The following is a 26,839-nucleotide window of genomic DNA, read 5'->3' as shown; positions in this document are numbered from 1 at the left end:
CAATGACCGCCCGCGCTCGTGCCTTCGCCGCCGCCCTGTCCGCTCTACTGGCGGCCGGTGCCTGCTCGTCGACGCCGGATTCCCCGGCGACGGCGTCGACCATCACCTCGGATTCGGTTCCACGGCTGACGCCAGAGGTGGTACGCGAGTACGACCGGGGCGACGACGCGTTCACCCAGGGCTTCGAGATCGACGGCGGCGTGCTCTACGAGGGCACCGGGCTCGAGGGCTCGTCGTTCGTTCGGCGCACTTCCCTCGACGACATGACCGAACTCGATCGGGTGGATCTGCCGTCCGACCTGTTCGGCGAGGGCATCACCGTCGACGGTGACACGCTGTGGCAGATCACCTGGCGCAACGGCGTCGCGATCGCGCGGGACCGGGACACGCTCGCCGAACAGCGTCGAGTCAGCTACGACGGCGAAGGCTGGGGGCTGTGCACCGAGCGATCGAGCACAGAGCGCCCAGACAGCTCGGCCGAACGCCTGGTGATGAGCGACGGCACCTCCACCCTGACCTTCCGCGACCCCACGTCCTTCGACGCCGAGGCGTCCGTGGACGTCACCCTCGACGGCAATCCGGTCGAACGGCTCAACGAGCTCGAGTGCGCCGATGACGGATCGGTCTACGCCAACGTGTGGCAGAGCTTCGACATCATGCGCATCGACCCCACCAGCGGAAAGGTGACGGCCGTCATCGACGGCACGCCGCTGTGGAACTCGATGTCCGCCGCCGATCGCACGGGAGCCGATGTATTCAACGGCATCGCGCAGATCCCGGGCACCGACCGATTCCTCGTCACCGGCAAGTTCTGGCCCAAGATCTTCGAGGTGCGATTCACCTCTTCCGCGCCGGTAGGACAGAATTGAACCCGTGACCGATCCCCGTCTCCCCCACACCCCGTCGGGTGCGGACGACTCAGGCCAGGACAGCCCTGAGCACCCGGGTTTGGCCAACTACCCACCCGCAGCGCCACTCGCGTCCACCCACGTTCCGAGCCGTCGTGAGCCGTTGCCGCCCCTGCATCCACCGCGGACCGAACGGATCATCCCGCCGCGTGGACGATCCGGTGGCCGCAAGCCACCGCCGATGCCGAAGAAGCTGACCGTCACCCGGGTCGCCGCGATGCGGGGGCGCGAGCTCACCGGCAAGGGCATCGCATCGTTCCAGCGGGCCGCAAAGGCCGACGGTGCCGACAAGTCCGGTCTGACGGCGCTCACCTACGCGACGATGGCGAACTTCGCCTCGGACGCCGCGTTGGCGATCGCCTTGGCCAACACACTGTTCTTCTCCGCCGCCGCCGGTGAGGACAGGACCAAGGTCGCCCTGTATCTGGTCATCACCATCGCACCTTTCGCGTTGATCGCGCCATTGATCGGGCCCTTGCTCGACCGTCTGCAGCACGGCCGACGCATCGCACTGGCCACGTCGTTCGGGTTGCGCACCGTGCTGGCGGTGGTGCTGGTGTTCAACTTCGACAGTTGGGTGTTGTATCCCGCTGCGCTCGGCATGCTCGTTCTCAGCAAGTCTTTCGCGGTGCTCAAGAGCGCGGTTACACCGCGCGTGTTGCCGCCCGAGATCGATCTCGTCCGCGTCAACTCGCGACTGACGGTGTTCGGCCTGCTCGGCGGAACCATCGCGGCAGGTGCCGTGGCCGGCGGCATCGCGTTCGTCGCCGACTCGCCCGGGGCACTGTGGTTCGTCGCCGCGATCACCGTCCTCGGCGGATACCTCAGCATGCGGATTCCGTCCTGGGTGGAGATCACCGAGGGGGAGGTGCCCGCCACCCTCGGCTACCACCCCGACCAGCACGGCGGCAACGCGTTCCCCGGAAGCGATGCACCGACCGAGCATCTCCGCCGCACACCGCCGTCCCCCGACTCCGGTGCCAAGAACCGCAGACAGCCTTTGGGCAGGGCCGTCATCGTCGGACTGTGGGGCAACGGCACCATCCGGATTCTCACCGGGTTCCTCACGCTCTACATTGCGTTCGTCGCCAAATCCCGGACCGAGCACGAGCCGCTCCAGCAGGCCGCGATGCTCGGACTCGTCGGAGCTGCTGCGGCACTCGGCAACTTTTCCGGCAATGCGATCGGTGCCAGGATCAAGCTCGGTCGACCGTCGCTGGTGGTCCTGCGCTGCACCGCCGCGGTCACGGCGGTGGCCGTCGTCGCCGCCGTCACCGACAGCCTGCTCACTGCAGCCGTGGCCGCTCTCGTCGCGTCGACCGCGAGCGCACTGGCCAAGGTCTCCCTCGACGCGTCACTGCAGGCAGATCTGCCGCCGGAATCCATCGCCTCGGGATTCGGCCGATCGGAAACCGTCATGCAGCTGTGTTGGGTCCTCGGCGGAACCCTCGGCGTTCTGCTGCCCACCGAATACTGGCTCGGTTTCACCGTTGTATCGGTGTTGCTTACGATCGGCCTCGTGCAGACATTCCTCACCTACCGCGGCAGATCGCTTCTGCCCGGGTTCGGCGGCAACCGCCCCGACCACGTCGCGCAAGAAATGTCCGACAGCTCCTACGGCGAAAACGTGACCAAGTGAATCTCGCTCCCCGCACCAAGAAGATCGCCGGCATCATCGCCGCAGGTCTACTCGTCATCGTTGTCGCGTTCGTCGCGGTACTCGCCCTGCTGATCGGCAATGCGCCGGACCGGGAACCGACCGTGACCGCGTACTCCGACGGGCACACCGTCGTGGTCGAGCCATACCTCTACTGCGCTGTCAGCGACCCACTGTGCGACAACGTGGGTGAGACCGCCGAGATCGGCATCGGAAAGGCCCGCACGGTTCAGCTCTCGCTTCCCGAGTCCATCTACTCGGCACCATGGGTACTCGCCGTGGTCTACGGCGACGCGAGCGGGATCGTGGTGGAGAACACACAGTTCAACGAGCCGGGAACGAGGCACAGTGTCACCGTCCCCACGTCCGACGATGCCGACCGCACTCTGCTCGGCATCGAAGTTCGTCTGCCCACCGGCATCATCGACACCGACACCAATCAGGAAGGCTTCGTCAGCCACGCCATCTGGTCGATCGGCACGCGCCCCTAGGACGCGTGCCGGCCGGGCTCAGCTGTCGAGCTCTCGGGCGACGGCGCGAACCACCTCGGAGATGCGCTGCGCGATCTTGCGATCCGGGTACTTGCCCTTGCGTAGCTCGGGCTGCACCGTCGCCTCGAGCAGGGTGATCATGTCCTCGACCATCCCGTGCAGCTCGTCGGGGGTGTGCTTGCGCTCGACGGGTTCGCGACGTGAGCTTCCGGTCTGCTGGCGCACCGACGGTGCCGGCTCGAGCACCTTCAAGCTCAGAGCCTGTGGTCCCCGACGGCCCGCGGCCATGCCGAATTCGACGCGCTGACCGGCCTTGAGGCCCTCGACGCCTTCGGGCAACGCCGACGAACGCACATAGACGTCCTCGCCTTCCTCCTGCGAGAGGAATCCGAATCCCTTGTCGACGTCGTACCACTTCACCTTGCCGGTCGGCACTGAGCTCACCCGTTCATCTGTTGCTGTTTCGATGTTGCGTAGCTCGTGGACTCTCGTTGTCGAGTCCACGGCTGTTCGGACCCGCGACTGTTCCGAGGCGCGGTCCGCACAAGATTCGCGCCCCACGAGAACGTAGGACGCGAATGCACCAGTCTAGCGCGGCAGGCCCGGATCGAGCATTCGAGTTCTTCCTCGCACCGCGCGTCACGGCCCCGCACTTCGCACTACCGTGGTAGCGGTGGACACACCGACTCGTAAGAGCAGCACCGTTCTGCTCCGCATCGCGCTGGCATTGTTCGCGATCGGCCTCGTCGCCATCATCGCGATACTGCTGTTTCCGGTCTTCTCCGACGCCAAGCCGCCACTGAGCCTGTATCTCACCGCCATGTTCTCGGCACCGGCAGGATTCGTGCTGGCACTGGTGTACGCGCTGGCATCCGGACGAAGGGCGCGCTGACGATGCGGTTGATTCTGAATGTGATCTGGCTGATCTTCGGCGGGCTGTGGCTGGCGCTGGGGTATTTCCTCGCCGGCATCGTGCTGTGCATTCTCATCGTGACCATTCCGTTCGGCATCGCGTCGTTTCGCATCGGGGTGTACGCCCTGTGGCCGTTCGGGTCCACGATCGTCGACAAACCGGGGTCCGGTGCCGGTGCGCTCGTCGGAAACGTGCTCTGGCTGGTTCTCGCCGGGTGGTGGCTGGCGTTGATGCACGTGATCACCGCGATCGCGATGGCCATCACCATCATCGGCATCCCGTTGGCGATAGCGAACCTGAAGTTGATCCCCGTGTCGCTGATGCCCCTCGGCAAAGACATCGTTGCCATTCCGTGACACGCGAAGACGACTCGAGTCGAATGTGACTTCCATCACATAACGCTGAGGTAACAGACCGGCAACGGACCGGGGTTCATCGGCTGGCACGCCCACTAGCTGGGCAGACTCGGCCGACCCGAAACGACCGCACACGCCCCTCCCGTCCCGACGCGAAATCGACAGTTACCAAATAGTGACGTGGGCCGGGAATTTCAGTACGGTCATCAGCGGCCGGAAAGTTCGGCCGAATTCCGACCCGCAGCGCCAAACCTCGTCCCGCGGGCACCGGAACACCCTCGATGATCACCCAGGGGACGAGGACGGGGGACCCACGTCCTCCAGGGACAACCGGGAAGTTGTCGCGACTCACGAAGCCGCACCGACTTCCCTTGGGGTGAAGCCCAATTGGCCACTGAAACTGCAGTGACCGAGCAGGCCGGGCTACCTCTCAGCCCGAACCCGACAGCTGACCTCGCAGGCGCGTGTGGAGAGGATTTCAACTCGTATGAGCGGACGTCATCGCAAGCCGAGCACCACTGGCAAGACCGTCGCCAAGGTCGCCGTCACCGGAGCCATCATGAGCACCGCAGGCATCGCCTTCGCCGGCACCGCGAACGCGGCACCGGATTCCGACTGGGATCGCCTTGCACAGTGCGAAGCCGGCGGCAACTGGGCCATCAACACCGGCAACGGTTACCAGGGCGGGTTGCAGTTCTCCCCGAGCACCTGGAACGCGCACGGCGGTCAGCAGTACGCGGCCACGGCCAACCAGGCCAGCCGTGAAGAGCAGATCGCAGTCGCCGAGAAGGTCCTCGACTCACAGGGTTGGGGCGCATGGCCGTCCTGCTCCTCGAGCCTCGGCCTGAACAGCGCGCCGACCGAGCGCAGCGTTCCGGTCACCCCCAAGGCACCGGAGGTTCCCGCACTCCCCGATCTGTCCTCCGTACCGGCAGTGGACAGCTCCGCCGAGGTCGTCAACGGCATCGTCACCGCCGTCCAGAACATCACCAACGATCCGCAGATCGCCTCGTTCATCCAGAACGCCGCGCAGGGCATCCAGCTCGATCCGCAGATCGTGGACTTCTACCAGGCCAACAAGGCATTCCTGCCCCAGTAAGTGCCCGAGACGGTTTCCCGCTCGTACGAGAAAAGCCCCCGACATCGATTCGATGTCGGGGGCTTTCTCCGTAGTGGAGCGCAGCAATCAGCGATTGACCACGGTCACCGGATGGGCGTACGGCAGGTCTTCGACGGGCAGCGGGAACTCGGTGTCCTCGCCGAAGGGCGACAAGCCACCCGATCGAGCGGACGAGAGTTCGGTCACCGCGTGGTCACCGCGAGCGGTTTCCGGCCAGCCTGGATCGACATAGGGCTTCTTCGACTTGTTCACCATGCGCCCATTTTGACACCTGCCCTGCGGCGAGCACCAGTCCAGGTCTCTAATCTGATAGACGATGACCGACACGACTGCGCCACGACCCACCGACACGCCCCCTGATCTCCCTCAGTGGATCGCAGCTCGCTCCGACGCCGAGCTGATCAGGGCCATGTCGCTGCGTCCGGATCTGACCGCGCCGCCGCCCGCCTCGCTGTCCGTGCTCGCCGGACGCGCCGAGCAGCGCCGGTCGATCCTGCACACCGCGGACACCCTGGACACACTCGCGCTGACCGTACTCGAGATCCTCGCCATCGAAGAGGCCTACGAGCGACCCGTCACCCGCGCCGCACTGCTCGCCGTCGTCGCCAAACGTGCGCCGGCCAAGAGCGTGGACAAGGCCCTCGCCCGGCTCCGCGAACGATTGTTGGTGTGGGGCGATGCGTCGGGGTTCCGGATCAGCGCCGCCGCGGTGGACGCGGTGCCGTGGCGCATCGGCCGCGCACTCGACCCGGTGGACAACCTCACCGAATCGCACATCACCGCTGCCCTCGCCGAACTCGGTGACGGGGAACGCAGCCTGCTCGACACCCTCGCCAGATCCTCCCCGACCGGGCGCACGCGAGACGCGGCACCGGGCACTGCCCCCGACCGACCGGTCCAGAAACTGCTCGCCGCAGGCCTGCTGCTCTGGTTGGACGAGCAAACCGTCGAACTGCCCGTCCAGGTAGGGCAGATCCTTCGCGGCGAGCCGATGTCGGACCCACGCTCGCTCGCCGAGCCCACCCTCACCACCGACACCCATTCCCTCGCCGACGTCGATGCCGCTGCCGCGGGCGAGGCGCTCGAGCTCGGCAGGCATTGCGTCCTGGTCATCGAGGCCCTGTCGAATTCGCCTGCCCCTGCCCTCAAGGCGGGAGGGCTGGGAGTGCGCGAGCTCCGCAAGATCAGCAAAGCCACCGGGCTCGACGACGACCGAGTCGGCATCCTCGTCGAACTACTGGCCGCAGCCCAGCTCATCTCGAGCGGAACACCGGATCCCGTCCCCGAGTCCGACACCGGCGACGACTACTGGGCACCGACTCCCGCGGTGGAAGCCTGGCTCGGTGCCACTCCGGCGGCCCGATGGCACACGCTCGCCTCCGCCTGGCTCGAGGTGCCGAGGGCTCCGTGGGTGATCGGAATGCGCGACCCCAACGACAAGCCCATCGCTGCCCTGTCCGAGGAGGTTCGCTCGCCGGCCGCACCACGGGACCGACGGATGATCCTCGAATTGCTCGCCGAACTCGGTAGCGGCCACTCGGCGACGCCTGCCGACCTCGCCCGAACCCTGGCGTGGCGTCGCCCCCGATGGTCCGGACGCTTCGGTGTGACACCCGTCCGACACGTCATCGCAGAAGCAACCGCGCTCGGCATCGTCGGCCGCGGCGCGATGTCGACACCGGGCCGATCCTTGCTGCACGACGGCAATGCCGAGGCCGATATGCGCGCGGCACTCCCCGAGCCGATCGACTACGTCCTGGTGCAGGCCGACCTCACGCTGGTCGCACCCGGGCCGCTCGAACCGGAGCTGAACGATCGGATCGAACTCGTCGCCGATGTCGAATCGGCCGGGGCAGCGACCATGTATCGGATCAGCGACACCAGCCTGCGCCGCGCCCTCGATGTGGGTTTGACCGCATCGGAATTGCACGCCTTGTTCACGACCCATTCGAGGACACCGGTTCCGCAGGCCCTGACCTATCTGATCGACGATGTGGCACGTCGGCACGGCCGACTGAGGGCGGGTGTCGCCGCGGCGTTCGTTCGCTGCGAGGACCCGGCATTGCTGGCCGAGGTGATGGCCTCGGCCGCCGCCGAATCCTTGGCTCTGCGCGCCCTTGCCCCGACTGTCGCGATCTCACAGGCACCACTCGCCGAGGTGCTCACGGTGCTGGCCGGGGCCGGATTCGCTCCCGCGGGGGAGGATGCGTCGGGCACCATCGTCGATCTCCGAGCTCGCGGAGCACGGGTATCGGCGCGGCGTCCGCGCCAGAACTACCGCACACCGGCGGTCCCCACCGAGGAACAGTTGGGTTCGTTGGTGCGTGGGATGCGGGCGGCCGACCGAGCGGCAGGCAACGGCGGCCCGGTGGTGCGCGCCGACGGCAGCCGCGCCAGCAACACCGCGACGATCACGTTGTTGCAGACCGCGGCCAAGGTCAAGCGCAGCGTCAGTATCGGCTACGTCGACGCACAGGGTGTCGCGAGCCATCGCATCGTCGATCCGATCAGTATCGGCGGCGGCCAACTCGATGCCTTCGACCCCGCCACCGGAGGCGTTCGGCGCTTCACCCTGCACCGCATCACCTCGGTCGCTCTGGTCGACTAGTCCGGGCTCGCGTGCACGCACGCCCCTACCTGTGGACAATGGAGAAGTTGCGCTCTTTCGGGCGCAGCAGAAGTCTCTAGGAGGAACCGTGACCGACGGCCCGCTGATCGTCCAGTCCGATAAAACGCTGTTGCTCGAGATCGATCACGAACTCGCGGGCGCAGCGCGGGCGGCCATCGCACCGTTCGCGGAGCTCGAACGTGCCCCCGAGCACGTCCATACCTACCGCATCACCCCGCTGGCCCTGTGGAACGCGCGAGCGGCCGGCCACGACGCCGAGCAGGTGGTCGACGCCCTGGTGAATTTCTCCCGGTACGCGGTACCGCAGCCCCTGCTGGTCGACATCGTCGACACCATGGCCCGTTACGGCCGCTTGCAACTGGTCAAGAGCCCCATCCACGGCCTGGCACTGATCAGTCTCGACCGCGCAGTGCTCACCGAAGTGATGCGCCACAAGAAGATCGCCCCGATGCTGGGCGCACAGGTGGACGAGGACACCGTCATCGTCCACCCCAGCGAGCGCGGCCACCTCAAGCAGATGCTGCTCAAGATCGGCTGGCCGGCCGAGGATCTCGCCGGCTACGTCGACGGCGAAGCGCACCCCATCGAGCTCGACACCGAGGGCGGCAACTGGACTCTGCGCGATTACCAGGAGATGGCGGCGGATTCGTTCTGGGCCGGCGGCTCCGGCGTGGTGGTGCTTCCCTGCGGCGCAGGCAAGACGATGGTCGGCGCGGCCGCGATGGCCAGAGCGAAGGCCACCACGCTGATTCTGGTGACCAACACCGTCGCCGGTCGGCAGTGGAAGCGCGAGCTCATTGCGCGCACCTCGCTCACCGAGGAGGAAATCGGCGAGTACTCGGGCGAGCGCAAGGAGATTCGCCCTGTGACAATCGCCACGTACCAGGTGATCACGCGTCGCACCAAGGGTGAATACAAGCATCTCGAGCTGTTCGATTCCCGCGACTGGGGTCTGGTGATCTACGACGAGGTGCACCTGCTCCCAGCTCCGGTGTTTCGCATGACGGCAGACCTGCAATCGCGTCGGCGCCTCGGCCTGACGGCGACGCTCGTGCGAGAGGACGGCCGCGAGGGTGACGTGTTCTCGTTGATCGGACCCAAGCGCTACGACGCGCCGTGGAAGGACATCGAAGCTCAGGGCTGGATCGCCCCGGCGGAGTGCATCGAGGTCCGCGTCACCCTCACCGACGCCGAGCGCATGGCGTACGCCGTCGCCGAACCCGAGGAGCGCTACAAATTGTGCTCGACGGCCCACACGAAGACAGCCGTCGTGAAGTCGATTCTCGACAAGCATCAGGATGCGCCGACCTTGGTGATCGGTGCGTACCTCGATCAGCTCAACGAGCTGGGTGAAGCGCTGAACGCGCCGGTGATCCAGGGCTCGACCAAGAACAAGGAACGCGAGGTGCTCTTCGAGGCCTTCCGGAAGGGCGAGATCCAGACCCTGGTCGTCAGCAAGGTCGCGAACTTCTCGATCGATCTCCCCGAAGCATCGGTGGCAGTTCAGGTTTCGGGAACGTTCGGGTCCCGGCAGGAAGAAGCGCAGCGTCTCGGCCGCCTACTCAGGCCCAAGCACGACGGCGGTCAGGCACACTTCTACTCGGTGGTCTCGCGCGACACCCTCGACGCCGAGTACGCCGCACACCGGCAGCGTTTCCTCGCCGAGCAGGGTTATGCGTACCGCATCACCGACGCAGACGATCTGCTCGGCCCGGCGATCTGAGTCCACGCGTCCGCATTGCCGTCGTGGTAGGACGCACGCATCCTCGGCGTGTTAGGAATAGCCCTGTGCGCAAGTTCCAGTTCCCCGTAGACGTAGCCCATGCGAAGTCGGTCAACGAGACGTTCACCGAGCTTCGCCGGCTACGCACCTCCGCAGCGGTCACGGCAGTCTTCCTGATCGCCCTCGGAGCATGGTTCATCTGGATCGCCACAGCGTGGTCCTACATCCTCGGTGCGGTGTTCTGCATCGGTGCGGCCACCTCGCTGTGGGTGATGGTGTGGGCACCTCGCAAGATGGGCTCCATCGAATCACGATATGCCGCAGGCGATCTGGTCCCTTCGGTGGTGGCCGAGAAGCTACCGGACGGTGCGCTGCTGCTCGCGCTGATCGATATCGGGAAGCCCGGGGTGGACGAACCGTACTACGTGCTGATCACCCGCAGAGTCCGCGCGCTCCCCGGCCACGCCATGGAACGCGGTGCCCAGGTGCCCTCGGTGTCGGTACTCGCCGATCGCGGCAGAAACAAGGGCGGGCGGACGTGGCAGTTGGTCTCGGTGATGCCCATTGCCTGGGGCACCACCGACCAGGCGGTCCTCGCCCGCGCAACCGATGCCATCACCGAGGGCGAATGGGCGTTGCTGCATGCCAACATCGGACTGTCGGAGAAGGTGCGCACGTCCAAGAACCAGCAACTGCTCATCGATCGAGCGGAGCTACCCGAGGACCTGCGCTGATCTACCCCAGCGCCCCGATGACCTCGCGCTCGAACAGTTCGATACCGGAACGGTCGTAGGCAGCCTCGGGAAAGTAGAAGATGCCGTAGGTCATCCCCTGCTGCTGCAGCGCCGTCAGATTCCGGACGATCTGTTCGGCAGTGCCGACGGCAGGCATGCCGCGAAATGCCGTCAGAGCTCCCGCCGCCTTGTCCGCACCCACGTACTCGGTGAGCCGACTCTCGAGCGCGCGGAGCTTGTCCTCCACCTCGGCCTCGGTCGCGCCGATGATCACGTTGTAGTTCGCCGAGCGGACGATGGCATCGAAGTCGGTGCCCACGGCGGAGCAGTGCTCGCGCAGCAGGGCCGATTTGGCCGCGAACCCGGTGGGGGTTCCGTCGAAGTTGGTGTACTTCGCGTATTTCGCCGCGATCCTCAGCGTCACCTTCTCGCCGCCGCCCGCGATCCACAGCGGAATTCCGCCCTCCTGCAGCGGCAGCGGACGCACCACGGCACCGTCGATCCGGTAGTGCTTTCCGTCGAAAAAGACTTCGCCGGTCGTCCAGGCCTGAGTGAATATCTGAACGCCCTCGTCCAGCCGTCCCAATCGTTCTCCAGCAGAGGGGAAACCGTAGCCGTAGGCGCGGAACTCGTGTTCGTACCAGCCCCCGCCGATACCCATCTCCACGCGACCTCCGGAAATGATGTCCACCGTGGCAGCAACTTTGGCGAGATAGGCCGGATTGCGATACGACATCGCGGTGCACATCTGGCCGAGCCTGATCCGGGAAGTACTCGCGGCCAACGCAGACATCAGCGACCAGGCCTCGTGCGTCGCCTCGTCGGTGGCCGTGGGAACGGTGTGGAAGTGGTCGTACACCCACAGGGACTCCCATGGTCCGGCCTCCGCGGCGAGCGCGTGATCGCGCATCACCGTCCAGTGCCGAGCGGGATCGATACCGACCAGATCCAGCCGCCAGCCCTGTGGAACGAACAATCCGAATCGCATGACAGCACAGTACAGACGCAGCCCGAATATTCGGCTCCGCACTGTGAACTACGCTGCAGGAATGTCCGAGATGCCGCCCTCGCGCACCGTCGCGCGCCTGCGCCCGTTCGCATCGACGATCTTCGCCGAGATGACGGCCCTGGCCGTGGCCACCGACGCCGTCAATCTCGGGCAGGGCTTTCCCGATACCGACGGGCCGCCCGCCATGCTCGAGTCGGCACGCGAAGCCATCGCACAGGGGCTCAACCAATACTCCCCCGGCCCCGGCATGCCGGTACTGCGCCGCGCTGTCGCCGCCGACCGCGAGCGGCGATTCGGGCTCGGCTACGACCCCGATTCCGAGGTGCTCGTCACCGTCGGTGCCACCGAGGCGATATCGGCAACCCTGCTCGGATTGATCGAACCGGGTGACGAGGTCCTTCTGATAGAGCCGTTCTACGACTCCTACGCAGCCGCCATCGCCCTCGCCGGTGCCACGCGCACCTCCGTACCATTGGTCGCCGACGGGGCGGGGTGGACCGTCGATACCGATGCCCTCGAACGCGCCGTCGGGCCGCGCACGCGCATGCTGATCGTCAACTCCCCACACAATCCGACGGGTACGGTCTTCGACCGCGCCACCATGGTCCGCATCGCCGAGATCGCAACGGCCCACGATCTGCTCGTGCTCACCGACGAGGTGTACGAACACCTCGTGTTCGACGGCGGGGTACATACGCCGATCGCGACACTGCCGGGAATGTTCGAGCGCACCGTCACCGTGTCGAGTGCAGCGAAGACCTTCAATGCCACCGGGTGGAAGACGGGTTGGGCGCTGGGCCCTGCCGCTCTGATCGACGCTGTCCGCGCCGCCAAGCAGTTCATGAGTTTCGTCGGCGGCACTCCTTTCCAGCCAGCAGTTGCGTACGCACTCGAGCACGAACAGGCGTGGATAGCGGCGATGCGCGACGGGCTCCAACGCAAACGAGACACGCTCTCGGCTGCGCTGTCCGCCGCTGGAGCGGATGTGAAGCACAGCGCGGGAACCTATTTCGTGTGCGCGGATATCGCGTCGTTCGGGCGCGGTGACGCCTACGAATTCTGCCGGTCACTGCCGCAACTGGTGGGTGTCGCGGCAGTTCCGGTCACGGCGTTCGTCGACGAGCCAGCCCAATGGACATCACTGGTGCGCTTCGCATTCTGCAAGCAGGACGAGGTGCTTGCCGAGGCCGCCGAGAGGCTACGGAAATTGTGACTCCCCAGCCCACCATTCCGGCGTATTTCATCCGAAAGGCCGTCGACCTCGCAGCGAGCGGTGGGGCGGACTTGACCTACCCGTTGTCGATGGCCGACATCGCAACCTCCATCCTCGACGACCCGACGAAACGCCTGACCACCGAACAGGTCACCTCGTTCACCAAGGCGGTCTGGGCGATGACCGGTGACGAGCTGTTCGGCCTCGCCGCAGTACCGGTGCGGCGCGGCACCTTTCGGGTGGTGTGCCAGACCCTCATTCACACCGAGAATCTATCGGCCGCGCTGACCCGGATGTCCGAGACGATGCGCGTGCTGATTCCGGTCCAGCCGATGATGCTGAACAGAACCGAGGACTCGACGGTGTTGACGGTGCACGTCCACGCCACCAACGATCTGAGCGCCGAGGCCAACGAACTCGCCGAGCGACTGCTGACCGACTTCCTGTTGATTCTGCTGCACCGATTCGCTGCCTGGCTCATCGGCAACCGGGTCAAGCTGCTGTCGGTGCAACTGCCGTACGAGTTTCCGGGGTCGGAGGCCGCCAAAATGTACGACGCGATCTTCGGCACCCGGGTGGAATTCGGAACCGACCGTGCCACATTGGAATTCGACAATGCGGTCATGCGCGCACCGATCGTGCAGACCGAGGACACTCTCGCCGAGTATCTCGCGGAGTCACCTAATCTGCTCTTCTCGTCCCGAGACTACGACAGCACCGCATCGAGCCAGGTTCGCCGCGCTCTCGAAACCGGATTCAAAGGCGGCGCACCGGGAACCGAGGCCATCGCGGAAATGCTCAACATCAGCCCGCCGCACCTGCGGCGCGTCCTCCGCCAGGAGGGCACCTCCATCAACCAGATACGAGAAGAAGTGCTGCGCGATGCAGCGATATCCGGACTCAGCCGCGGCGACAGCGTCGACGACATCTCGACCCGTCTCGGTTTCTCCGAGCCGAGTGCGTTCCGCCGAGCCTTCAAACGCTGGACCGGCCAGACTCCCAGCGCCTATCGGTGACAGCGCATATCTGTAGCTCAGCCGACGCAGAACTCGTTGCCCTCGGGATCGATCATCGTGATCCAGATGCTGGCGCCCTGGTTCCCCCGATGCAGTACCGACGCACCGCGCTCTTCCAGCGAGGCGACCACGCTCTCGCGCTCCTCGCCGACACGGATGTCCAGATGCAGGCGGTTCTTCACCGACTTGGGTTCGGGCACCGACTGGAACAGCACCCGCGGGGTGCCGGGTGACTCGGGATCGACGATGGCCGCACCGGCCCGCCACACCAGAACTCCTTCGAAAGTGGTCGTATCCTCCTCGCGGGCACGGCCTACGGCGACCATCTCGCGAATGAAGTCCTCGTTGCTGGGTTCGAGCTGCCAGCCCAGAGTCTGCGCCCACCACGCCGCGAGTGCATGCGGCTCCGCGCTGTCCACCACGACCTGAAATCGGTACCCCATACGCGAGACCATACCGCCGCTCACTGGAAATGGGAACACCTGTTCGATACGGTGGAGGTCATGTCGATCGCGATGCAGGGCTCGTTGTTCGGTGAGGACGACGGTGGCGTCGGAACGCTGGATTCGGTCACCCGCCGTGAGCTGACCCGCGGAGCCTGGGTGGACGTGCGCCCGGGCTGGTTGTCCGATACCAACCTGTTCGAGTCACTCGTACACGCCGTCGACTGGCGCGCCGAGCGCAGGCAGATGTACGACCGGGTGGTCGACGTGCCGCGTCTGGTTCGGTTCTACGCCGAGCGGGAGCGGTGGCCGGATACCGCGCTGTACACCGCACGCGATGTTCTCGACGATCACTACCGCAGCGAGCTCGGCGAATCCTTCGCCACCGCCGGACTGTGCTACTACCGCAACGGATCCGACAGCGTCGCCTGGCACGGCGACAACATCGGACGCAGCGCCACCGAGGACACGATGGTGGCGATCGTATCGCTCGGTGCCACGAGGCAACTCCTGCTCCGACCTCGCGGCGGCGGCTCGTCGCTGAAGTTCACACTCGGGCACGGCGACCTGGTGGTGATGGGCGGCTCGTGTCAACGAACATGGGAACACGCCATCCCCAAGTCGACCCGCGCGGTCGGCCCACGCATCAGCGTGCAGTTCCGACCACGCGGAGTTCGCTGAAACCCGGTTCGCTCGAAAACTGTTCGCCGACGCGCGGGGTCCTCGGTCACTCGGCGCGAGCGCTTCGACGCTCCTCGACGGCCGTGGCCAATACCCTCAATTGTGTTGCCGTCGTGTCCCAGTCGAGGCAGGCATCGGTGATGGACTGTCCGTACACCAAATCCTCGCGACGGCCGAGTTCGAGATCCTGACGCCCGGCGATCAGGAAGCTCTCGAGCATCAGGCCGACGATCCCGTGTTCACCTGCTGCAACCCTGGCGGCCACGTCGGTGACCACGTCGACCTGCTTGTTGTGGTCCTTGCGGCTGTTGCCGTGGCTGGCGTCGATGACCACACGTTCGGGCAAACCCGACTTACGTAGTCGTGCGACGGTATCGGCAACCGACTCGGCATCGTAGTTCGGCCCGTCGACGCCGCCGCGCAGAATGACATGGCAGTCGGGGTTTCCGACGGTGCGGATCAAAGCGCCCTGGCCGTCCAGGTCGGTTCCGGGGAACACGTGGCTCGCCGCAGCGGCTCGCGTTCCATCGACCGCCACCTGAATGTCGCCCTCGGTCGAGTTCTTGATTCCCACCGGCATCGACAGTGCACTGCACAGTTGACGGTGCACCTGGCTCGCCGCGGTCCGTGCACCGATCGCACCGTAACTGACCAGGTCGGCGATGTACTGCGGGGTGATCGGGTCGAGGAACTCGCACCCGACCGGCAGACCGAGGGCGGAGATATCGAGCAGCAGTTGACGCCCCACCCGCAGGCCCGAGTTGATATCGAAGCTGCCGTCGAGGTGCGGATCGTTGATCAGACCTTTCCAACCGAGCGTCGTCCGCGGCTTCTCGAAGTAGACGCGCATGACGATGTGCAGTCGATCGCCCAGTTCGGACGCGATGGTCGCCAGACGCCGGGCGTAGTCCAGAGCAGCGTCGGTGTCGTGCACCGAGCACGGTCCGACGACGACGATCAGTCGATCGTCACGGCCGTCGAGAACGTCGACGACTCCGGCGCGGCCGGTACGGACCGTGGCCGAGATCGCGTCGTCGACGGCATGTTCGCGGCGCAGCACCGACGGCGCTGCCAGCGGGCTGATGCTGATCGTTCGCTGATCGTCGAGCGATGGGGTTTCGAGAGAGAGTGTCATGAGAGGGCGTTCCTGTTCTCGGGCCGGCCCTCATGCTCCACGCGCACTTCGAGCCGGTCTGCATCCGGCTCGTGGGGTGGAGGTCAGCGCATGGCGTCGCTGGCTGACCCACCCGGGGCCGGCCTGCTAAACCAGAAATACGTGCGCTGCATGGGATGTACCGTAACAGACCGTCGGCGACGGCATCTATGCTCGTCCCTGCAGTCGGTTCGCCGGGTGGTCACGAGGAGCCCCGAAGTTCACCACGGCGTCGAAGCGATGCGTTGATGTCTTGCGCGTCGTGAGAGGGAACCCGGTGAGAATCCGGGACTGTCCCGCAGCGGTATGCAGGAACGACCGCCGTCAACGAGCACTGGAGAAGCCTCTCTGGGAAGCGACGGCCAGTAGGTGTGATCTCCGATCACGTGCCTGTGAGTCCGAATACCTGCCTCCTGTGCTGCGCGCGCCGCGCGTAGCGGTTCACCGCCCCGTGGAATGGGCGAGTAGACCTGCAGCTTGTTCGGCGTATGCCGACGCATGGGGCTCAGGTTCTCGCACGCTCGGTGGTGTGCCACCCACCTGTGACGTACCTGGAGAAACACGACGTGACATTCGAATTCACCACCACGATCCTCGGGTCCCCCCGAATCGGACCGAAGCGCGAGTTGAAGAAAGCCGTGGAGTCCTACTGGGCAGGCGCACTCGATGCGTCCGCTCTCGAATCGGTGGCCGAAAGGCTCCGCGAGGACAATCTGAGGGGCTTGCTCGCGGCCGGCCTCGACTCCGTTCCGGTGGGCACCTTTTCGTACTACGACCACATTCTCGACACCGCGGTCATGCTCGGCGCGCTACCGAAACGGGTGCAGGACATCGAGAACGAACTGGACCGGTACTTCGCCGCGGCCCGCGGCAACGACACGGTTGCACCACTCGAGATGACGAAGTGGTTCGACACCAACTACCACTATCTGGTCCCGGAGATCGCACCGGACACGGTGTTCTCCCTGCATCCGGAGAAGATCCTCGACGAGCTGAAACAGGCCCGCGCGCTGGGCGTTCCGGCTCGTCCCGTGCTGGTGGGACCGGTGACGTTCCTGCTGCTGTCGAAGGCTGTCGGCGGCGGAGCCCCGCTGTTGGACCGACTCGACGAGATCCTGCCGCTGTATGCAGAGCTGTTGACGCACTTGGTCGCTGCCGGTGCCGAATGGGTTCAGCTGGACGAACCTGCGCTCGTTGCCGATCGCACCTCGGACGAGATCGACTGCGCCACGCAGGCTTACCACTACCTCAGCGCCCTCGAGGCCAGGCCGGCCATTCTGGTGGCGTCGTACTTCGGCGATCTCGGCGCCGCGCTACCCGCGCTCGCATCGACCGGGGTCGAAGGGCTCTCGATCGACGTGACGGTACCGGGCACCGTCGAGCAGATTGCCGGCGTGCCTGCGCTCGCGCACAAGCGCATCGTGGCGGGCATCGTCGATGGGCGCAACATCTGGCGAACGGATCTGGACCGAGCGCTCGCGACTCTGGGCAGCCTGCTCGGCAGCGTCGGAGCGCTCGCGGTATCGAGTTCCTGCTCGCTGCTTCATGTTCCGTACAGCCTCGCGGCCGAGACCGATATCGTCGATCCGCTCCGGTCGTGGTTGGCGTTCGGTGCCGAGAAGGTCACCGAGGTGACGGTGCTGGCACGCGCGCTGCGCGAGGGCATCGACTCGGTGTCCGCTGAGCTCGACGAGGCGCGTGCTGCACGCGAGAGCCGTCGCCGTGACCCACGCGTCCACGACGCAGCCGTGCGGACCCGACTGGAGTCGGGCATCCGCGTCGACCGCGCCCCGGCCGAGCAACGCCGCAGGGCACAGGCCGAGGGCCTGGAGTTGCCGGCGCTGCCGACCACCACGATCGGATCGTATCCCCAGACCACCCAGATTCGACTCGCGCGGGCCGCGCACCGCTCGGGTGAGATCGATGACGCCGAGTACGTGCGCCGGATGCAGTCCGAGATCGCCAATACCATTGCACTGCAGGAGAACATCGGTCTCGATGTGTTGGTGCACGGTGAGCCCGAGCGCAACGACATGGTGCAGTACTTCGCCGAGCAGCTGAACGGTTTCGCGGCAACGACCAACGGTTGGGTCCAATCGTATGGTTCTCGGTGTGTACGTCCGCCGATTCTCTTCGGTGACGTCAGCCGTGACAAGGCGATGACCGTCGACTGGATCACCTACGCTCAGTCCCTCACCGACAAGCCGGTCAAGGGCATGCTGACGGGGCCGGTCACGATTCTCGCGTGGTCGTTCGTGCGCGACGACCAGCCGCTCGCCGAGTCCGCGGCCCAGATCGCCCTGGCTGTTCGAGACGAGAGCGTCGACCTGGAGGCAGCGGGCATCCGCATCGTCCAGGTGGACGAACCGGCCCTTCGCGAACTACTCCCGTTGCGCGCGATCGATACGGCTGCGTACCTGGAGTGGGCAGTGCACTCGTTCAAGATCGCGACATCCGGCGTGTCCGACGAAACGCAGATCCACACCCATCTGTGCTACTCGGAGTTCGGTGAGATCATCGACGCGATCGTGGCCCTGGACGCGGACGTGACATCCATCGAGGCGGCTCGCTCGCACATGGAGGTACTCGACGACCTCAACTCCGTCGGATTCGATCTCGGCGTCGGCCCCGGCGTGTACGACATCCATTCACCACGGGTGCCGAGCGTCGACGAGATCACCGAGTCGCTGCGTGCGGCATTGAGAGCTGTTCCTGCCGAGCGTCTCTGGGTCAATCCCGATTGCGGACTCAAGACCCGCGGGGTGGCCGAGATCGAACGGTCACTGACACATGTGGTGCAGGCGGCTGCGGCGCTTCGCTGACCGCGGGTGAGCGGAACTTCGTGCTCTGCGGCGAAGTTCCGCTCACCAGCTCGGCCGGGTACAGGCTAGGCTTGCCTTCCTGATCCCCGTCCGGTGAAAGAGAACAACAGTGAAGCGCCTACTCCTGTCCGCAACCATTGCCGCGGTCACTGCCGTGACCACAGTCGCGTGCGGCAGCACGGCCGAGCAGACGGCCACCCCTCCCGGCAGCACTGCGTCATCCGACGACGCCGCCGATCTCGCACCAGGGCCGACCGACATCCCCGACGGCATGGGCTCGGGAGCCGCCGACGGCGTATTTCCGCGCACCGTAGGCCATTTCGGCGGTTCCACCGAAATCCCTGCCGAACCGAAGAAGATCGTCGTCATCGCCACCGGTCAGCTCGACGCGGCCCTGACACTGGGCGTCGTCCCCACCGGGGTGGCCTACGGCAGCGGTGCAGAACTGGTCCCGGACTACATCAGCTTCTCGTTCCCTCAGTACGCGGATCAGATGACGCAGTTCGTCGACGTGGGCAACCGGCAGGAGGTCGACATCGAGGCGATCGCCGCGATCGAACCCGACCTGATCCTGGCGAACGAGACCGGATCGGGGGATATCTACTCGACGCTGGCGACCATTGCGCCGACCGTGCTCACCGAAGGCACCGGAGTGAACTGGAAGCAGGACTTCGTGCTGCTCGCCGACGCGCTCGGCCGGACCGAGCAGGCCAGGGGTGTGATCGACACCTTCACCTCGGACGCGGCGGCGCTGGGTGAGTCCTTTGCCGGCAGTGGCGCACCCACGGTCTCCTTCGTTCGCTTCACCGCAGACCGCGCGCGGGTGTTCGGCATTGCGTCGTTCGCCGGCTTCATCGCCTGGGATGCGGGCCTGGCCCGACCGGAAAGTCAGCAGTTCGCCACGACCTCGCAGGACTTCAGCGAGGAGGAGATCCAACTGGCCAACGCCGATTGGGTGTTCGTGTCGAGCCAGGACGCCGGAGCCGATTCGAGCGCCGCGTCGTACACGACGAACCCGCTGTGGACTGGAATGAGCGCGGCCACCGAGAACCACATCGTTCGCGTCGACGACGATCCGTGGTACCTCAATGCAGGTCCGACGGCGGCAACGATCGTGCTCGATGGCCTGAAGAACGCCCTGCAGAGCTGACCCGAGAAACAGGTAGGTTGCGCACAACTAAAACGTGTACTACTGTTCTTCGCATGGGCAACGAACTCGCACTCGACCGTCAGGTGTGCTTCGCGCTGTACTCCGCATCGCGGGCTACCACCGCGGTGTATCGCCCGATGCTCGACGAGCTCGGCGTCACATACCCGCAGTACCTGGTGTTGCTGGTGCTGTGGGAACAGGACGGGCGCGGCGTCAAGGACATCTGCGCCGAACTCGATCTCGACACCGGCACTTTGTCGCCGATGCTCAAGCGACTCGAAGGTCTCGGATTCATCGAGCGCCGACGCCTGAGCACCGACGAACGCCGCGTCGAGATCCACCTCACCGAGACCGGAAGCGCTATGCGCGCGAAAGCGTTGGACATCCCGCGCAAGCTGGCCGAGAAGACCGGCATGGGCGTCGAGGAGTTGGTCGCGCTCAAGAACGCGCTCGACGCATTGACCAACGCTCTGCATCACACCGATTCGAGCACCTCAGAAGGAGCATCATGAAGACCCTCTACACCGCCGAAGCCCTCGCCACCGGGGAGGGACGCAACGGCAACGCCCGCACCTCCGACGGACGTCTCGACCTCGACCTCGCCATCCCGGAAGCCATGGGCGGCAGTGGAAACGGCACCAATCCCGAGCAGCTGTTCGCCGCCGGATACGCCGCCTGCTTCCACTCCGCATTGCAGCTGGTGGCGCGTCAGGACAAGGCCGACATCACCGATTCGGCCGTCGGCGCTCGCGTCGACATCGGCCCCAACGATGCAGGCGGATTCCAGCTGGCCGTCACCCTGGAGGTGACGCTGCCGAACCTCGACCGCGAGCAAGCCCAGGCCCTGGCCGACAAGGCCCACCAGGTCTGCCCGTACTCCAACGCCACCCGCGGCAACATCGACGTCACCGTCACAGTCACCGAAGACGAGTAAGAGGAAACACCATGAAGGCACACGAAATTCACCTCGCGTCCCGCCCAGAAGGCTGGCCGACCGAAGACAACTTTCGCGCGGAGGTCGTCGACCTCCCCGAACTCGCTGACGGGCAGATCCTCGTCCGCAACCTCGTGATGTCGGTCGATCCGTACATGCGTGGGCGAATGAACGACGTGAAATCCTACGTCCCACCGTTCCAGCTCGACGCACCGCTCGACGGTGGCGCAGTCGGCGAGATCATCGAGTCGAAGGCCGAAGGATTCACGGTCGGCGACGCCGTCGTACACGGCAAGGGTTGGCGCGATCTCGCGATCGTCCCGGCCGCGGGCGCGAGCAAGGTCGACCTCGGCGCAGCCAAGGCCTCGGCCTACCTGAGCGCACTGGGAATGACGGGCACGACCGCATATGCCGGATTGACCGAGGTGGCCTCGTTCGAGAAGGGCGACGTCGTGTTCGTCTCCGGCGCAGCCGGTGCGGTGGGATCGCTCGTCGGCCAGATCGCCAAGGCGCTCGGCGCATCTCGCGTCATCGGTAGTGCCGGCTCTCCCGCCAAAGTGGCGCGGTTGCTCGAGCTCGGATTCGACGCGGCGTTCGACTACCACGACGGCCCGGTGGCCGAGCAGCTGCGGCAGGCCGCACCGGACGGAATCGACGTGTACTTCGACAACGTCGGCGGCGAGCATCTGGAGGCGGCCATCGGATCGATGAACAAGCACGGCCGAATTGCCATGTGCGGAGCCATCGCTCAGTACAACTCGACCGAACCGACCCCGGCACCTCGCAACCTCGCTCTGGCGATCGGCAAAGAGCTGACACTCAAGGGTTTCATCGTCGGCTCGTACGCGCACCTCACCGGTGAGTTCCGTACCAGGATGACCGAGTGGCTGGGCAGTGGCGCAATCGAATTCGACGAGACAGTCGTCGACGGTCTCGACAACGCGCCTGCGGCGTTCATCGGCCTGATGAAGGGCGAGAACACCGGCAAGATGGTCGTCACCATCTGATTCGGACCCCACGGTTCCACCACTGTGAAGCACCCCGGTCGGCACTTGCCGACCGGGGTGTTTCCCTGCGCCACCGATTACAGTCGATGCATGCCCACCGCTCCCCTGCCGTTACGCGACGGCCTCGACCCCACCCGGGTACGGATGCCCGACACGGTGGGTCAGACCGCCACAGGGACCGGGATCACGGTGCTCGAGTATCTGCGCGCCCGGTTCCCTCGGGACGCCGCCAGATTGACCGAGAAGGTCGCAGGTGGGGAGATCGTCGACGCCGCAGGGGTTCCCATCGATTCGGCGACCATCGCGCGGCCTCGGGCGGATATCTACCTCTATCGGGACCCACCGGTGGAGCCGACGGTCCCGTTCTCCCTCGACGTACTTCACCGCGACGAGAACATCCTCGTCGTCGACAAGCCGCATTTTCTGGCCACTACGCCACGCGGTGCGTATATCGCACGGTCCGCTCTGGTGTTGTTGCGTCGACGGTTCGACCTACCCGAGTTGAGCCCGGCGCATCGGCTGGACCGGCTCACCGCCGGCGTCCTCGTGTTCACCGTCAGAGCGCAGGCACGCCGGCCCTACCAGGAGCTGTTCGCTCAACGCACGATCGTCAAGAGATACGACGCGATCGCGCCCCTGGCACCCGACGTGGACTTTCCGCTGACGGTACGCAGTCGAATCATCAAGGAACGCGGCGTTCTTCAGGCCCGTGAGGTGCCGGGCGAGCCCAACGCCGAGACTCGCATCGAACTCGTCGACACGGTGGGCCCGTACGGTCGATATCGACTTCATCCCCATACCGGAAAGACACATCAGCTGCGGATACATCTGTGCTCGTTGGGGATTCCCATCGTCGGCGACAATTTCTACCCGTCGTTCCGCGAGGTCGCCGATGACGACTACTCCGACCCCCTTCGGTTGCTGGCGAGCTCGATCGAGTTCCGCGATCCGCTCAGTGGCGTGATGCGGACGTTCCAGAGCAACCGGACTCTGCATCCGCCGTCCGAATGACGGATCGAAATTCTTCCTCTTGACAAACCTGATTGCTGAAACTGCAATAAAGAGATGACGGAAGCAGCAATCAGCCTCGACGATGTGCTCGCCGGCCTCGGCCCTCGCCTCAAACGCATCAGGATGCAGAAGAACACCACCCTCACTGCACTGTCGGAGACGACAGGGATCTCGATCAGCACCCTGTCGCGACTCGAATCGGGCGACCGCAGACCGAGCCTCGAACTCCTGTGGCCGATCGCGCGTGCCCACCAGATGGCGCTCGACGACCTGGTGACAGCGCCGCCCGTCGCCGACCCCCGAGTGCGCACGACGGCCACCGTTCGCGAGAACGTGACCATTCTTCCCCTGACCTTGCGCCCCGGCGGCCTGCAGGCGTTCAAGCTCCTGGTCCGGCCAACGGACGCAGAGCCGAGCCCCAAGGTGCACGAGGGCTACGAGTGGCTCTATGTCCTCGACGGCACCCTGCGACTGATCCTCGGCGAGCACGATCTGACGATGAAGCCCGGCGAAGCGGCCGAGTTCGATACCCGAGTGCCGCACTGGTTCGGTGCCGTCGGACCTCGCCCGGTCGAGCTACTGAGCCTGTTCGGCCCCCAGGGCGAGCGGATGCATGTGCGGGCAAAACCGATGGTATGAAATGTCACTTCCGTGTGAGACAGTGAAGCCCGCTCGACGCCAGAATTCGCTTCGGTCATCCGCACCGACCACACCATCTCGAGGAAAAAGATGACCGACAGACTGCCCGATTCACCTGCGTCTCGCACCGACGTGGATATCGCGACCGGAGTGCTCGTCGGCATTCACGGCGGGTCCGTCGCCGACGCCATCGACGAGCTGTTCCGGACCGCCAAACAACACCGGGTCAGTTTGTTCGAGCTCTCGCGCACTCTCATCACCGTCGCGGAGGGCCGCGATGTCGAGCGATCCTCCACCGTGGACGCGGTGTACGCGGTGTGGGGCTCTGCTCTCGGCCGTCGCGGCGCGGATGCCACGTTCGGCGTGGTCACCGATACCGCTGCGGTGTGATCGACGGACGGATCTAGCCGCGCACGGCCGGGTCGTGGCGTAGTTCTGGAAACCGCGCTGTCATCGCATCGATGTGCCGGTACATCTCGTACAGCTCGGTCCGGAGCGTCGACGCCTCCGCCTCGAAGGCGCGGGCTCGGGATTCGGCGCGATCCGCACGCGCTCGAAATGCCTTGGACTGCGCACTTTCGATGGCCGTCGAGCAGGTTTCTATGTGCTCGGCCAGCCCCCTGGCGAACACTCTCGCCTGTTCGAGGTTGACGGCATAGTTGTCGTCCCTCGGTGCCGGTGACGGTATGCCGTTCGCTGTGCCCATCAAAGAACTCGTTCTCGGTCGTCGGCATGAATTTCTGTGGCGACTCTACGCTCCGCGCCCGGCATTCGTACTCGGATGGTGTCAGCCGAAGACGAGGGCCAGAACGACCGATGCCGAGGTCGCAACGATGGCGATGACGATGGTCGCTGCGATCGCGCGCTGTCGCACCGAGCGGTAGCTCGAACCACCGCGAGCCCGGTCGTCGTCCTGGTCCACCTCGGCGTCGTAGAAGTCGTCGGAGTTCAGTCCGTCCTCGTCGAAGTAGACGACGTCACGCGGCGGGAACCAGTGTTGGCCGTTGGCTTCGATCGCGGCTTCGAGCCGCTCCAGCCGGTTTCTGGCCCGGGTGGGATACCAGTCGGAGGGAGCGTGGATGGGGAGGGCTCGGGCCACAGCGAGCGGCGACCGGCACTGCGCTTCCAGAGCGGCGAACGCAGCCGAGGCCGTCGGATCGTCGTCGGACTTGTCGGTGAGGAACCATGCAGCACCGGCGGCCGCACGATCACCGAGCACAAGATGCGTGTACGCGAGCAACTCGAGGACGCCGGGCGAGGCCGGGTTGCGCACCAGAGCCGACATCAGCCGATCTCGGGCAGCGATGCTGTCTCCACGCGCCAGATCCTCTTGCGCTCGATCGATCACATCCACGGTGTCGACCATAGCGCTCGACGCGCACGGTCGTCACCGGACGCAGGTGTGGTGACCACGAGTAAAGGCCCCTCCCGGGTGGGAGGGGCCTTTACTCGTACATTTCGATCGGCACCGATGCGCTGACGACAAAAACTATGGTGGCCAGGGCCGGGATCGAACCGGCGACCTTCCGCTTTTCAGGCGGACGCTCGTACCAACTGAGCTACCTGGCCGGGCGGCACCGGTACTTCAATGCCATCGCAATGTCGGTGATTTCTCACCGATGTTGCGACCCTGACGGGACTCGAACCCGCGACCTCCGCCGTGACAGGGCGGCGCGCTAACCAACTGCGCCACAGGGCCTTGCTGTTGTTTCCGCGCTATTTCTAGCGCAGTAACTCTCCGAACTGCAAATCCGCGTCTCGCGAAGTGCGAGATGAAGAATGCTGTACCGCAGACCGGATTGTCAATCCGATCTTTTCCTACGTACCCCCTACGGGATTCGAACCCGCGCTACCGCCTTGAAAGGGCGGCGTCCTAGGCCGCTAGACGAAGGGGGCCCGCCGAACTGCTCCGACGTTACCCTCAACGGCGTTCCGTTGGGAGCTGGGATAGCTTAGGACACTTCCGCAGCAAATCTCAAACCGGCAGGTCAGAGGCATTCGCGGCATAGTTTTCGCCGAACTGTTCCCACCCGTGCAGCTCGAGTTCAGCGAGCCAACGGTCCGACGCCATCGCCAACAGAACGACCTCTACGGATTCCTCGAACCGTTCACGCAGATCCGCGTTGTCCGCAACCAGATCCGACATGTAGCGCTGACCGGCCATCGACGCAGCGAGCACTCGAACGAACTTGTCGGCATCGAACTGCGGCTTGAGATCTCCCATTGCACGGGCGCGCTCTGCCTGCTTGTGCCCCTGAGCGCCCCACACGCGGCCGCCGCCCGAGTGCACCTCCGCATAGAACTCGGGTTCGACGATCAGCCGGAACTCGGCGCGCACGATCACGTCGTTCTGAAAGTTCAGCGCTATGTCGTCCACGATGCCGCGGATGACATAGAACGGATGCGCGGTGGTGTCGGCCCACTTCTCGCTGATGGCGACGTATCGATCCAACCCGGCAGCCAGAACCGCTCGGGCCAGATCCTCCTTCGATTGGAAATGAAAATACATCGCACCCTTGGTGGCGTTCGAGCCTTCCAAGATGGTGTTGACCGATGCTGCCGCATATCCACGCTTGGCGAACTCCGCCGCCGCCGCCTCTACTATGGCCGCCCGGGTCCGCCGTGCGCGCTCCTGTTGTGCCATTTAGTCAGTGCCTCCGAGCCCAAGCCCCCCTGCGTATCCACAGGTATTACAGATAGAGAGTACGTCACCCGAACGACACGCGTAGCGACTCACCTGCGGTTCGCTTCGACGCGCTGAGCCGACCGAAAATTTGCTTAGACAATAGAAACAAGCCTGGTGGTATGATATCCGCGGCTCGAGTGCGCTGCAGGGGGTGCGCACTCGAGCCTCTTTTCGTTCCTTCGACCTACTCCGCCCGGCCGAGCCGCGCACCCTGGCGTACTCCACCGAACCCGTCGCCGAGTTCCGAGCCGAAACCACACACAAAGCCCGATCCGCGCATCGACAATCGATCGATCGACGCTTCGCTCGTACACTCCCGGGCATATCACTCGATTTCGCTTGAAAGCCGAATTACATTTGCCCATAACGGATCTCGTCTCAAGATCCTTCGCCATCCTTCTTAGCATGTCAAATATGTTGCACGACAACACGTTGCCAATGCGATTTTGAGCTTCATTTCGAAATGCTTTGCCGGATAATGCATATCGAAGGCGCGCCTATCGGTAACGGTTTCAACACGTTCTCCACGAGAAGACACTCCTGC

At 65.2% G+C, this 26,839-nt stretch carries 28 protein-coding genes, 3 tRNA genes and 2 riboswitches; of the genes, 20 read left to right on the top strand and 11 right to left on the bottom strand.

Annotated elements, in window-relative coordinates:
- The first annotated feature begins 2 nt into the window (after positions 1-2).
- From J1M87_RS04035 to J1M87_RS04025, 3 genes are read left to right on the top strand one after another with little or no spacing between them, the layout of a single operon-like run.
- On the top strand, positions 3-869 hold the full coding sequence (locus J1M87_RS04035; RefSeq protein ID WP_374222347.1) for a glutaminyl-peptide cyclotransferase: 867 nt from the start codon (positions 3-5) through the stop codon (positions 867-869).
- A 4-nt stretch (positions 870-873) separates the two neighbouring features.
- Positions 874-2,547 (top strand): MFS transporter, encoded by a 1,674-nt coding sequence (locus J1M87_RS04030; RefSeq protein ID WP_206488028.1) that lies wholly within the window; start codon positions 874-876, stop codon positions 2,545-2,547.
- Positions 2,544-3,056 carry a DUF2771 domain-containing protein gene (locus J1M87_RS04025; RefSeq protein ID WP_206488026.1) on the top strand — a complete coding sequence of 171 codons (513 nt, stop codon included), beginning with the start codon at positions 2,544-2,546 and terminating at the stop codon, positions 3,054-3,056. The genes J1M87_RS04030 and J1M87_RS04025 overlap by 4 nt, the downstream gene beginning before the upstream one ends.
- Positions 3,057-3,074: 18 nt before the next feature.
- Here J1M87_RS04025 and J1M87_RS04020 read toward each other — a convergent pair whose 3' ends face one another.
- Positions 3,075-3,491, bottom strand: coding sequence for a cold-shock protein (locus J1M87_RS04020; protein WP_206488758.1), 417 nt, complete (start codon positions 3,489-3,491; stop codon positions 3,075-3,077).
- A gap of 238 nt (positions 3,492-3,729) precedes the next feature.
- Here J1M87_RS04020 and J1M87_RS04015 point away from each other — a divergent pair, with 238 nt between their 5' ends.
- The 3 genes from J1M87_RS04015 (at position 3,730) to J1M87_RS04005 (ending at position 5,424) form a co-directional block, all read left to right on the top strand.
- The gene (locus J1M87_RS04015; RefSeq protein ID WP_206488024.1) at positions 3,730-3,948 is read left to right on the top strand and encodes a hypothetical protein; all 219 of its coding nucleotides are present in this window, start codon (positions 3,730-3,732) and stop codon (positions 3,946-3,948) included.
- A 2-nt stretch (positions 3,949-3,950) separates the two neighbouring features.
- Entirely contained in the window at positions 3,951-4,325 is a 375-nt protein-coding gene (locus J1M87_RS04010) for a YccF domain-containing protein (protein ID WP_206488022.1), read from the top strand.
- 276 nt (positions 4,326-4,601) lie between these two features.
- Positions 4,602-4,804, top strand: a riboswitch (cyclic di-AMP (ydaO/yuaA leader).
- 8 nt (positions 4,805-4,812) lie between these two features.
- Complete coding sequence (locus tag J1M87_RS04005; protein WP_206488020.1) at positions 4,813-5,424, top strand: resuscitation-promoting factor Rpf1 domain-containing protein; 612 nt, start codon at positions 4,813-4,815, stop codon at positions 5,422-5,424.
- Between the two features lie 87 nt (positions 5,425-5,511).
- On the opposite strand, the gene J1M87_RS04000 is transcribed toward J1M87_RS04005, so the two are convergent.
- The gene (locus J1M87_RS04000) at positions 5,512-5,700 is read right to left on the bottom strand and encodes a hypothetical protein (protein WP_008719333.1); all 189 of its coding nucleotides are present in this window, start codon (positions 5,698-5,700) and stop codon (positions 5,512-5,514) included.
- A 61-nt stretch (positions 5,701-5,761) separates the two neighbouring features.
- Between J1M87_RS04000 and J1M87_RS03995 the strand changes: the two genes are divergently transcribed.
- The 3 genes from J1M87_RS03995 to J1M87_RS03985 all read left to right on the top strand — a co-directional run bounded on the left by J1M87_RS03995 (position 5,762) and on the right by J1M87_RS03985 (position 10,531).
- Positions 5,762-8,053, top strand: coding sequence for a helicase-associated domain-containing protein (locus J1M87_RS03995; RefSeq protein ID WP_206488019.1), 2,292 nt, complete (start codon positions 5,762-5,764; stop codon positions 8,051-8,053).
- 88 nt (positions 8,054-8,141) lie between these two features.
- Positions 8,142-9,797 (top strand): DNA repair helicase XPB, encoded by a 1,656-nt coding sequence (locus J1M87_RS03990; protein WP_206488017.1) that lies wholly within the window; start codon positions 8,142-8,144, stop codon positions 9,795-9,797.
- A gap of 65 nt (positions 9,798-9,862) precedes the next feature.
- Entirely contained in the window at positions 9,863-10,531 is a 669-nt protein-coding gene (locus J1M87_RS03985) for a DUF3239 domain-containing protein (protein WP_206488015.1), read from the top strand.
- A 1-nt stretch (position 10,532) separates the two neighbouring features.
- On the opposite strand, the gene J1M87_RS03980 is transcribed toward J1M87_RS03985, so the two are convergent.
- Positions 10,533-11,519, bottom strand: a complete 987-nt coding sequence (locus tag J1M87_RS03980; RefSeq protein ID WP_206488013.1) for an LLM class F420-dependent oxidoreductase — start codon at positions 11,517-11,519, stop codon at positions 10,533-10,535.
- Positions 11,520-11,580: 61 nt separating this feature from the next.
- On the opposite strand from J1M87_RS03980, the gene J1M87_RS03975 reads away from it, so the two are divergent.
- Positions 11,581-12,753 carry a pyridoxal phosphate-dependent aminotransferase gene (locus tag J1M87_RS03975; protein WP_206488012.1) on the top strand — a complete coding sequence of 391 codons (1,173 nt, stop codon included), beginning with the start codon at positions 11,581-11,583 and terminating at the stop codon, positions 12,751-12,753.
- Positions 12,750-13,769, top strand: a complete 1,020-nt coding sequence (locus J1M87_RS03970; RefSeq protein ID WP_206488010.1) for an AraC family transcriptional regulator — start codon at positions 12,750-12,752, stop codon at positions 13,767-13,769. Before J1M87_RS03975 ends, J1M87_RS03970 begins: the two co-directional genes overlap by 4 nt.
- A gap of 17 nt (positions 13,770-13,786) precedes the next feature.
- Here the strand turns inward: J1M87_RS03970 and J1M87_RS03965 are convergent, their stop codons facing one another.
- Positions 13,787-14,212, bottom strand: coding sequence for a VOC family protein (locus J1M87_RS03965; RefSeq protein WP_206488008.1), 426 nt, complete (start codon positions 14,210-14,212; stop codon positions 13,787-13,789).
- A 60-nt stretch (positions 14,213-14,272) separates the two neighbouring features.
- On the opposite strand from J1M87_RS03965, the gene J1M87_RS03960 reads away from it, so the two are divergent.
- Positions 14,273-14,893, top strand: coding sequence for an alpha-ketoglutarate-dependent dioxygenase AlkB (locus tag J1M87_RS03960; RefSeq protein ID WP_206488006.1), 621 nt, complete (start codon positions 14,273-14,275; stop codon positions 14,891-14,893).
- A 46-nt stretch (positions 14,894-14,939) separates the two neighbouring features.
- On the opposite strand, the gene J1M87_RS03955 is transcribed toward J1M87_RS03960, so the two are convergent.
- Positions 14,940-16,028, bottom strand: a complete 1,089-nt coding sequence (locus tag J1M87_RS03955) for a 3-deoxy-7-phosphoheptulonate synthase (protein WP_206488005.1) — start codon at positions 16,026-16,028, stop codon at positions 14,940-14,942.
- A gap of 236 nt (positions 16,029-16,264) precedes the next feature.
- Positions 16,265-16,475: riboswitch (cobalamin riboswitch) on the top strand.
- Between the two features lie 137 nt (positions 16,476-16,612).
- Between J1M87_RS03955 and metE the strand changes: the two genes are divergently transcribed.
- From metE to J1M87_RS03915, 8 genes are all read left to right on the top strand, one after another.
- Positions 16,613-18,868, top strand: a complete 2,256-nt coding sequence (gene metE / locus J1M87_RS03950) for a 5-methyltetrahydropteroyltriglutamate--homocysteine S-methyltransferase (protein ID WP_307830723.1) — start codon at positions 16,613-16,615, stop codon at positions 18,866-18,868.
- Positions 18,869-18,977: 109 nt separating this feature from the next.
- Complete coding sequence (locus tag J1M87_RS03945) at positions 18,978-20,018, top strand: iron-siderophore ABC transporter substrate-binding protein (RefSeq protein WP_206488001.1); 1,041 nt, start codon at positions 18,978-18,980, stop codon at positions 20,016-20,018.
- 53 nt (positions 20,019-20,071) lie between these two features.
- Positions 20,072-20,530: a MarR family winged helix-turn-helix transcriptional regulator gene (locus J1M87_RS03940; protein WP_206487999.1), complete on the top strand. Its 459-nt coding sequence runs from the start codon at positions 20,072-20,074 to the stop codon at positions 20,528-20,530.
- Entirely contained in the window at positions 20,527-20,952 is a 426-nt protein-coding gene (locus tag J1M87_RS03935) for an organic hydroperoxide resistance protein (protein WP_206487997.1), read from the top strand. Before J1M87_RS03940 ends, J1M87_RS03935 begins: the two co-directional genes overlap by 4 nt.
- Positions 20,953-20,963: 11 nt before the next feature.
- Positions 20,964-21,959, top strand: a complete 996-nt coding sequence (locus J1M87_RS03930; RefSeq protein ID WP_206487995.1) for an NADP-dependent oxidoreductase — start codon at positions 20,964-20,966, stop codon at positions 21,957-21,959.
- 90 nt (positions 21,960-22,049) lie between these two features.
- Positions 22,050-22,970, top strand: coding sequence for a pseudouridine synthase (locus J1M87_RS03925; protein WP_206487994.1), 921 nt, complete (start codon positions 22,050-22,052; stop codon positions 22,968-22,970).
- A 54-nt stretch (positions 22,971-23,024) separates the two neighbouring features.
- Positions 23,025-23,609, top strand: coding sequence for a helix-turn-helix domain-containing protein (locus tag J1M87_RS03920; protein ID WP_206487992.1), 585 nt, complete (start codon positions 23,025-23,027; stop codon positions 23,607-23,609).
- A gap of 90 nt (positions 23,610-23,699) precedes the next feature.
- A complete protein-coding gene (locus tag J1M87_RS03915; RefSeq protein ID WP_206487990.1) occupies positions 23,700-23,999 on the top strand; it encodes an ANTAR domain-containing protein in 300 nt (99 codons plus the stop codon).
- Positions 24,000-24,012: 13 nt separating this feature from the next.
- On the opposite strand, the gene J1M87_RS03910 is transcribed toward J1M87_RS03915, so the two are convergent.
- The 6 genes from J1M87_RS03910 to J1M87_RS03885 form a co-directional block, all read right to left on the bottom strand.
- Entirely contained in the window at positions 24,013-24,315 is a 303-nt protein-coding gene (locus J1M87_RS03910; RefSeq protein ID WP_206487988.1) for a hypothetical protein, read from the bottom strand.
- Between the two features lie 81 nt (positions 24,316-24,396).
- A complete protein-coding gene (locus J1M87_RS03905) occupies positions 24,397-24,963 on the bottom strand; it encodes a DUF6584 family protein (protein WP_206487986.1) in 567 nt (188 codons plus the stop codon).
- Between the two features lie 138 nt (positions 24,964-25,101).
- Positions 25,102-25,178 (bottom strand) — tRNA-Phe (locus J1M87_RS03900).
- 56 nt (positions 25,179-25,234) lie between these two features.
- Positions 25,235-25,308, bottom strand: a tRNA-Asp gene (locus J1M87_RS03895).
- 124 nt (positions 25,309-25,432) lie between these two features.
- Positions 25,433-25,505, bottom strand: a tRNA-Glu gene (locus J1M87_RS03890).
- A gap of 79 nt (positions 25,506-25,584) precedes the next feature.
- Positions 25,585-26,253 (bottom strand): TetR/AcrR family transcriptional regulator, encoded by a 669-nt coding sequence (locus J1M87_RS03885; protein WP_206487984.1) that lies wholly within the window; start codon positions 26,251-26,253, stop codon positions 25,585-25,587.
- Positions 26,254-26,839 lie beyond the last annotated feature (586 nt).

It is taken from the genome of Rhodococcus sp. KRD162 (genome assembly GCF_017168335.1).
Classification (GTDB): Bacteria; Actinomycetota; Actinomycetes; order Mycobacteriales; family Mycobacteriaceae; genus Rhodococcoides.
This window is presented reverse-complemented; position numbering and strand designations above follow the sequence as displayed.

What these genes read in the sequence shown, in the direction of transcription:
- J1M87_RS04035 (WP_374222347.1), top strand. Translation starts at nt 3, where the DNA reads ATGACCGCCCGCGCTCGTGCCTTCGCCGCCGCCCTGTCCGCTCTACTG.
- J1M87_RS04010 (WP_206488022.1), top strand. Translation starts at nt 3,951, where the DNA reads ATGCGGTTGATTCTGAATGTGATCTGGCTGATCTTCGGCGGGCTGTGG.
- J1M87_RS04005 (WP_206488020.1), top strand. Translation starts at nt 4,813, where the DNA reads ATGAGCGGACGTCATCGCAAGCCGAGCACCACTGGCAAGACCGTCGCC.
- J1M87_RS04000 (WP_008719333.1), bottom strand. Translation starts at nt 5,700, where the DNA reads ATGGTGAACAAGTCGAAGAAGCCCTATGTCGATCCAGGCTGGCCGGAA.
- J1M87_RS03995 (WP_206488019.1), top strand. Translation starts at nt 5,762, where the DNA reads ATGACCGACACGACTGCGCCACGACCCACCGACACGCCCCCTGATCTC.
- J1M87_RS03980 (WP_206488013.1), bottom strand. Translation starts at nt 11,519, where the DNA reads ATGCGATTCGGATTGTTCGTTCCACAGGGCTGGCGGCTGGATCTGGTC.
- J1M87_RS03975 (WP_206488012.1), top strand. Translation starts at nt 11,581, where the DNA reads ATGTCCGAGATGCCGCCCTCGCGCACCGTCGCGCGCCTGCGCCCGTTC.
- J1M87_RS03965 (WP_206488008.1), bottom strand. Translation starts at nt 14,212, where the DNA reads ATGGGGTACCGATTTCAGGTCGTGGTGGACAGCGCGGAGCCGCATGCA.
- J1M87_RS03960 (WP_206488006.1), top strand. Translation starts at nt 14,273, where the DNA reads ATGTCGATCGCGATGCAGGGCTCGTTGTTCGGTGAGGACGACGGTGGC.
- J1M87_RS03955 (WP_206488005.1), bottom strand. Translation starts at nt 16,028, where the DNA reads ATGACACTCTCTCTCGAAACCCCATCGCTCGACGATCAGCGAACGATC.
- J1M87_RS03940 (WP_206487999.1), top strand. Translation starts at nt 20,072, where the DNA reads ATGGGCAACGAACTCGCACTCGACCGTCAGGTGTGCTTCGCGCTGTAC.
- J1M87_RS03935 (WP_206487997.1), top strand. Translation starts at nt 20,527, where the DNA reads ATGAAGACCCTCTACACCGCCGAAGCCCTCGCCACCGGGGAGGGACGC.
- J1M87_RS03930 (WP_206487995.1), top strand. Translation starts at nt 20,964, where the DNA reads ATGAAGGCACACGAAATTCACCTCGCGTCCCGCCCAGAAGGCTGGCCG.
- J1M87_RS03925 (WP_206487994.1), top strand. Translation starts at nt 22,050, where the DNA reads ATGCCCACCGCTCCCCTGCCGTTACGCGACGGCCTCGACCCCACCCGG.
- J1M87_RS03920 (WP_206487992.1), top strand. Translation starts at nt 23,025, where the DNA reads ATGACGGAAGCAGCAATCAGCCTCGACGATGTGCTCGCCGGCCTCGGC.
- J1M87_RS03915 (WP_206487990.1), top strand. Translation starts at nt 23,700, where the DNA reads ATGACCGACAGACTGCCCGATTCACCTGCGTCTCGCACCGACGTGGAT.
- J1M87_RS03910 (WP_206487988.1), bottom strand. Translation starts at nt 24,315, where the DNA reads ATGGGCACAGCGAACGGCATACCGTCACCGGCACCGAGGGACGACAAC.
- J1M87_RS03885 (WP_206487984.1), bottom strand. Translation starts at nt 26,253, where the DNA reads ATGGCACAACAGGAGCGCGCACGGCGGACCCGGGCGGCCATAGTAGAG.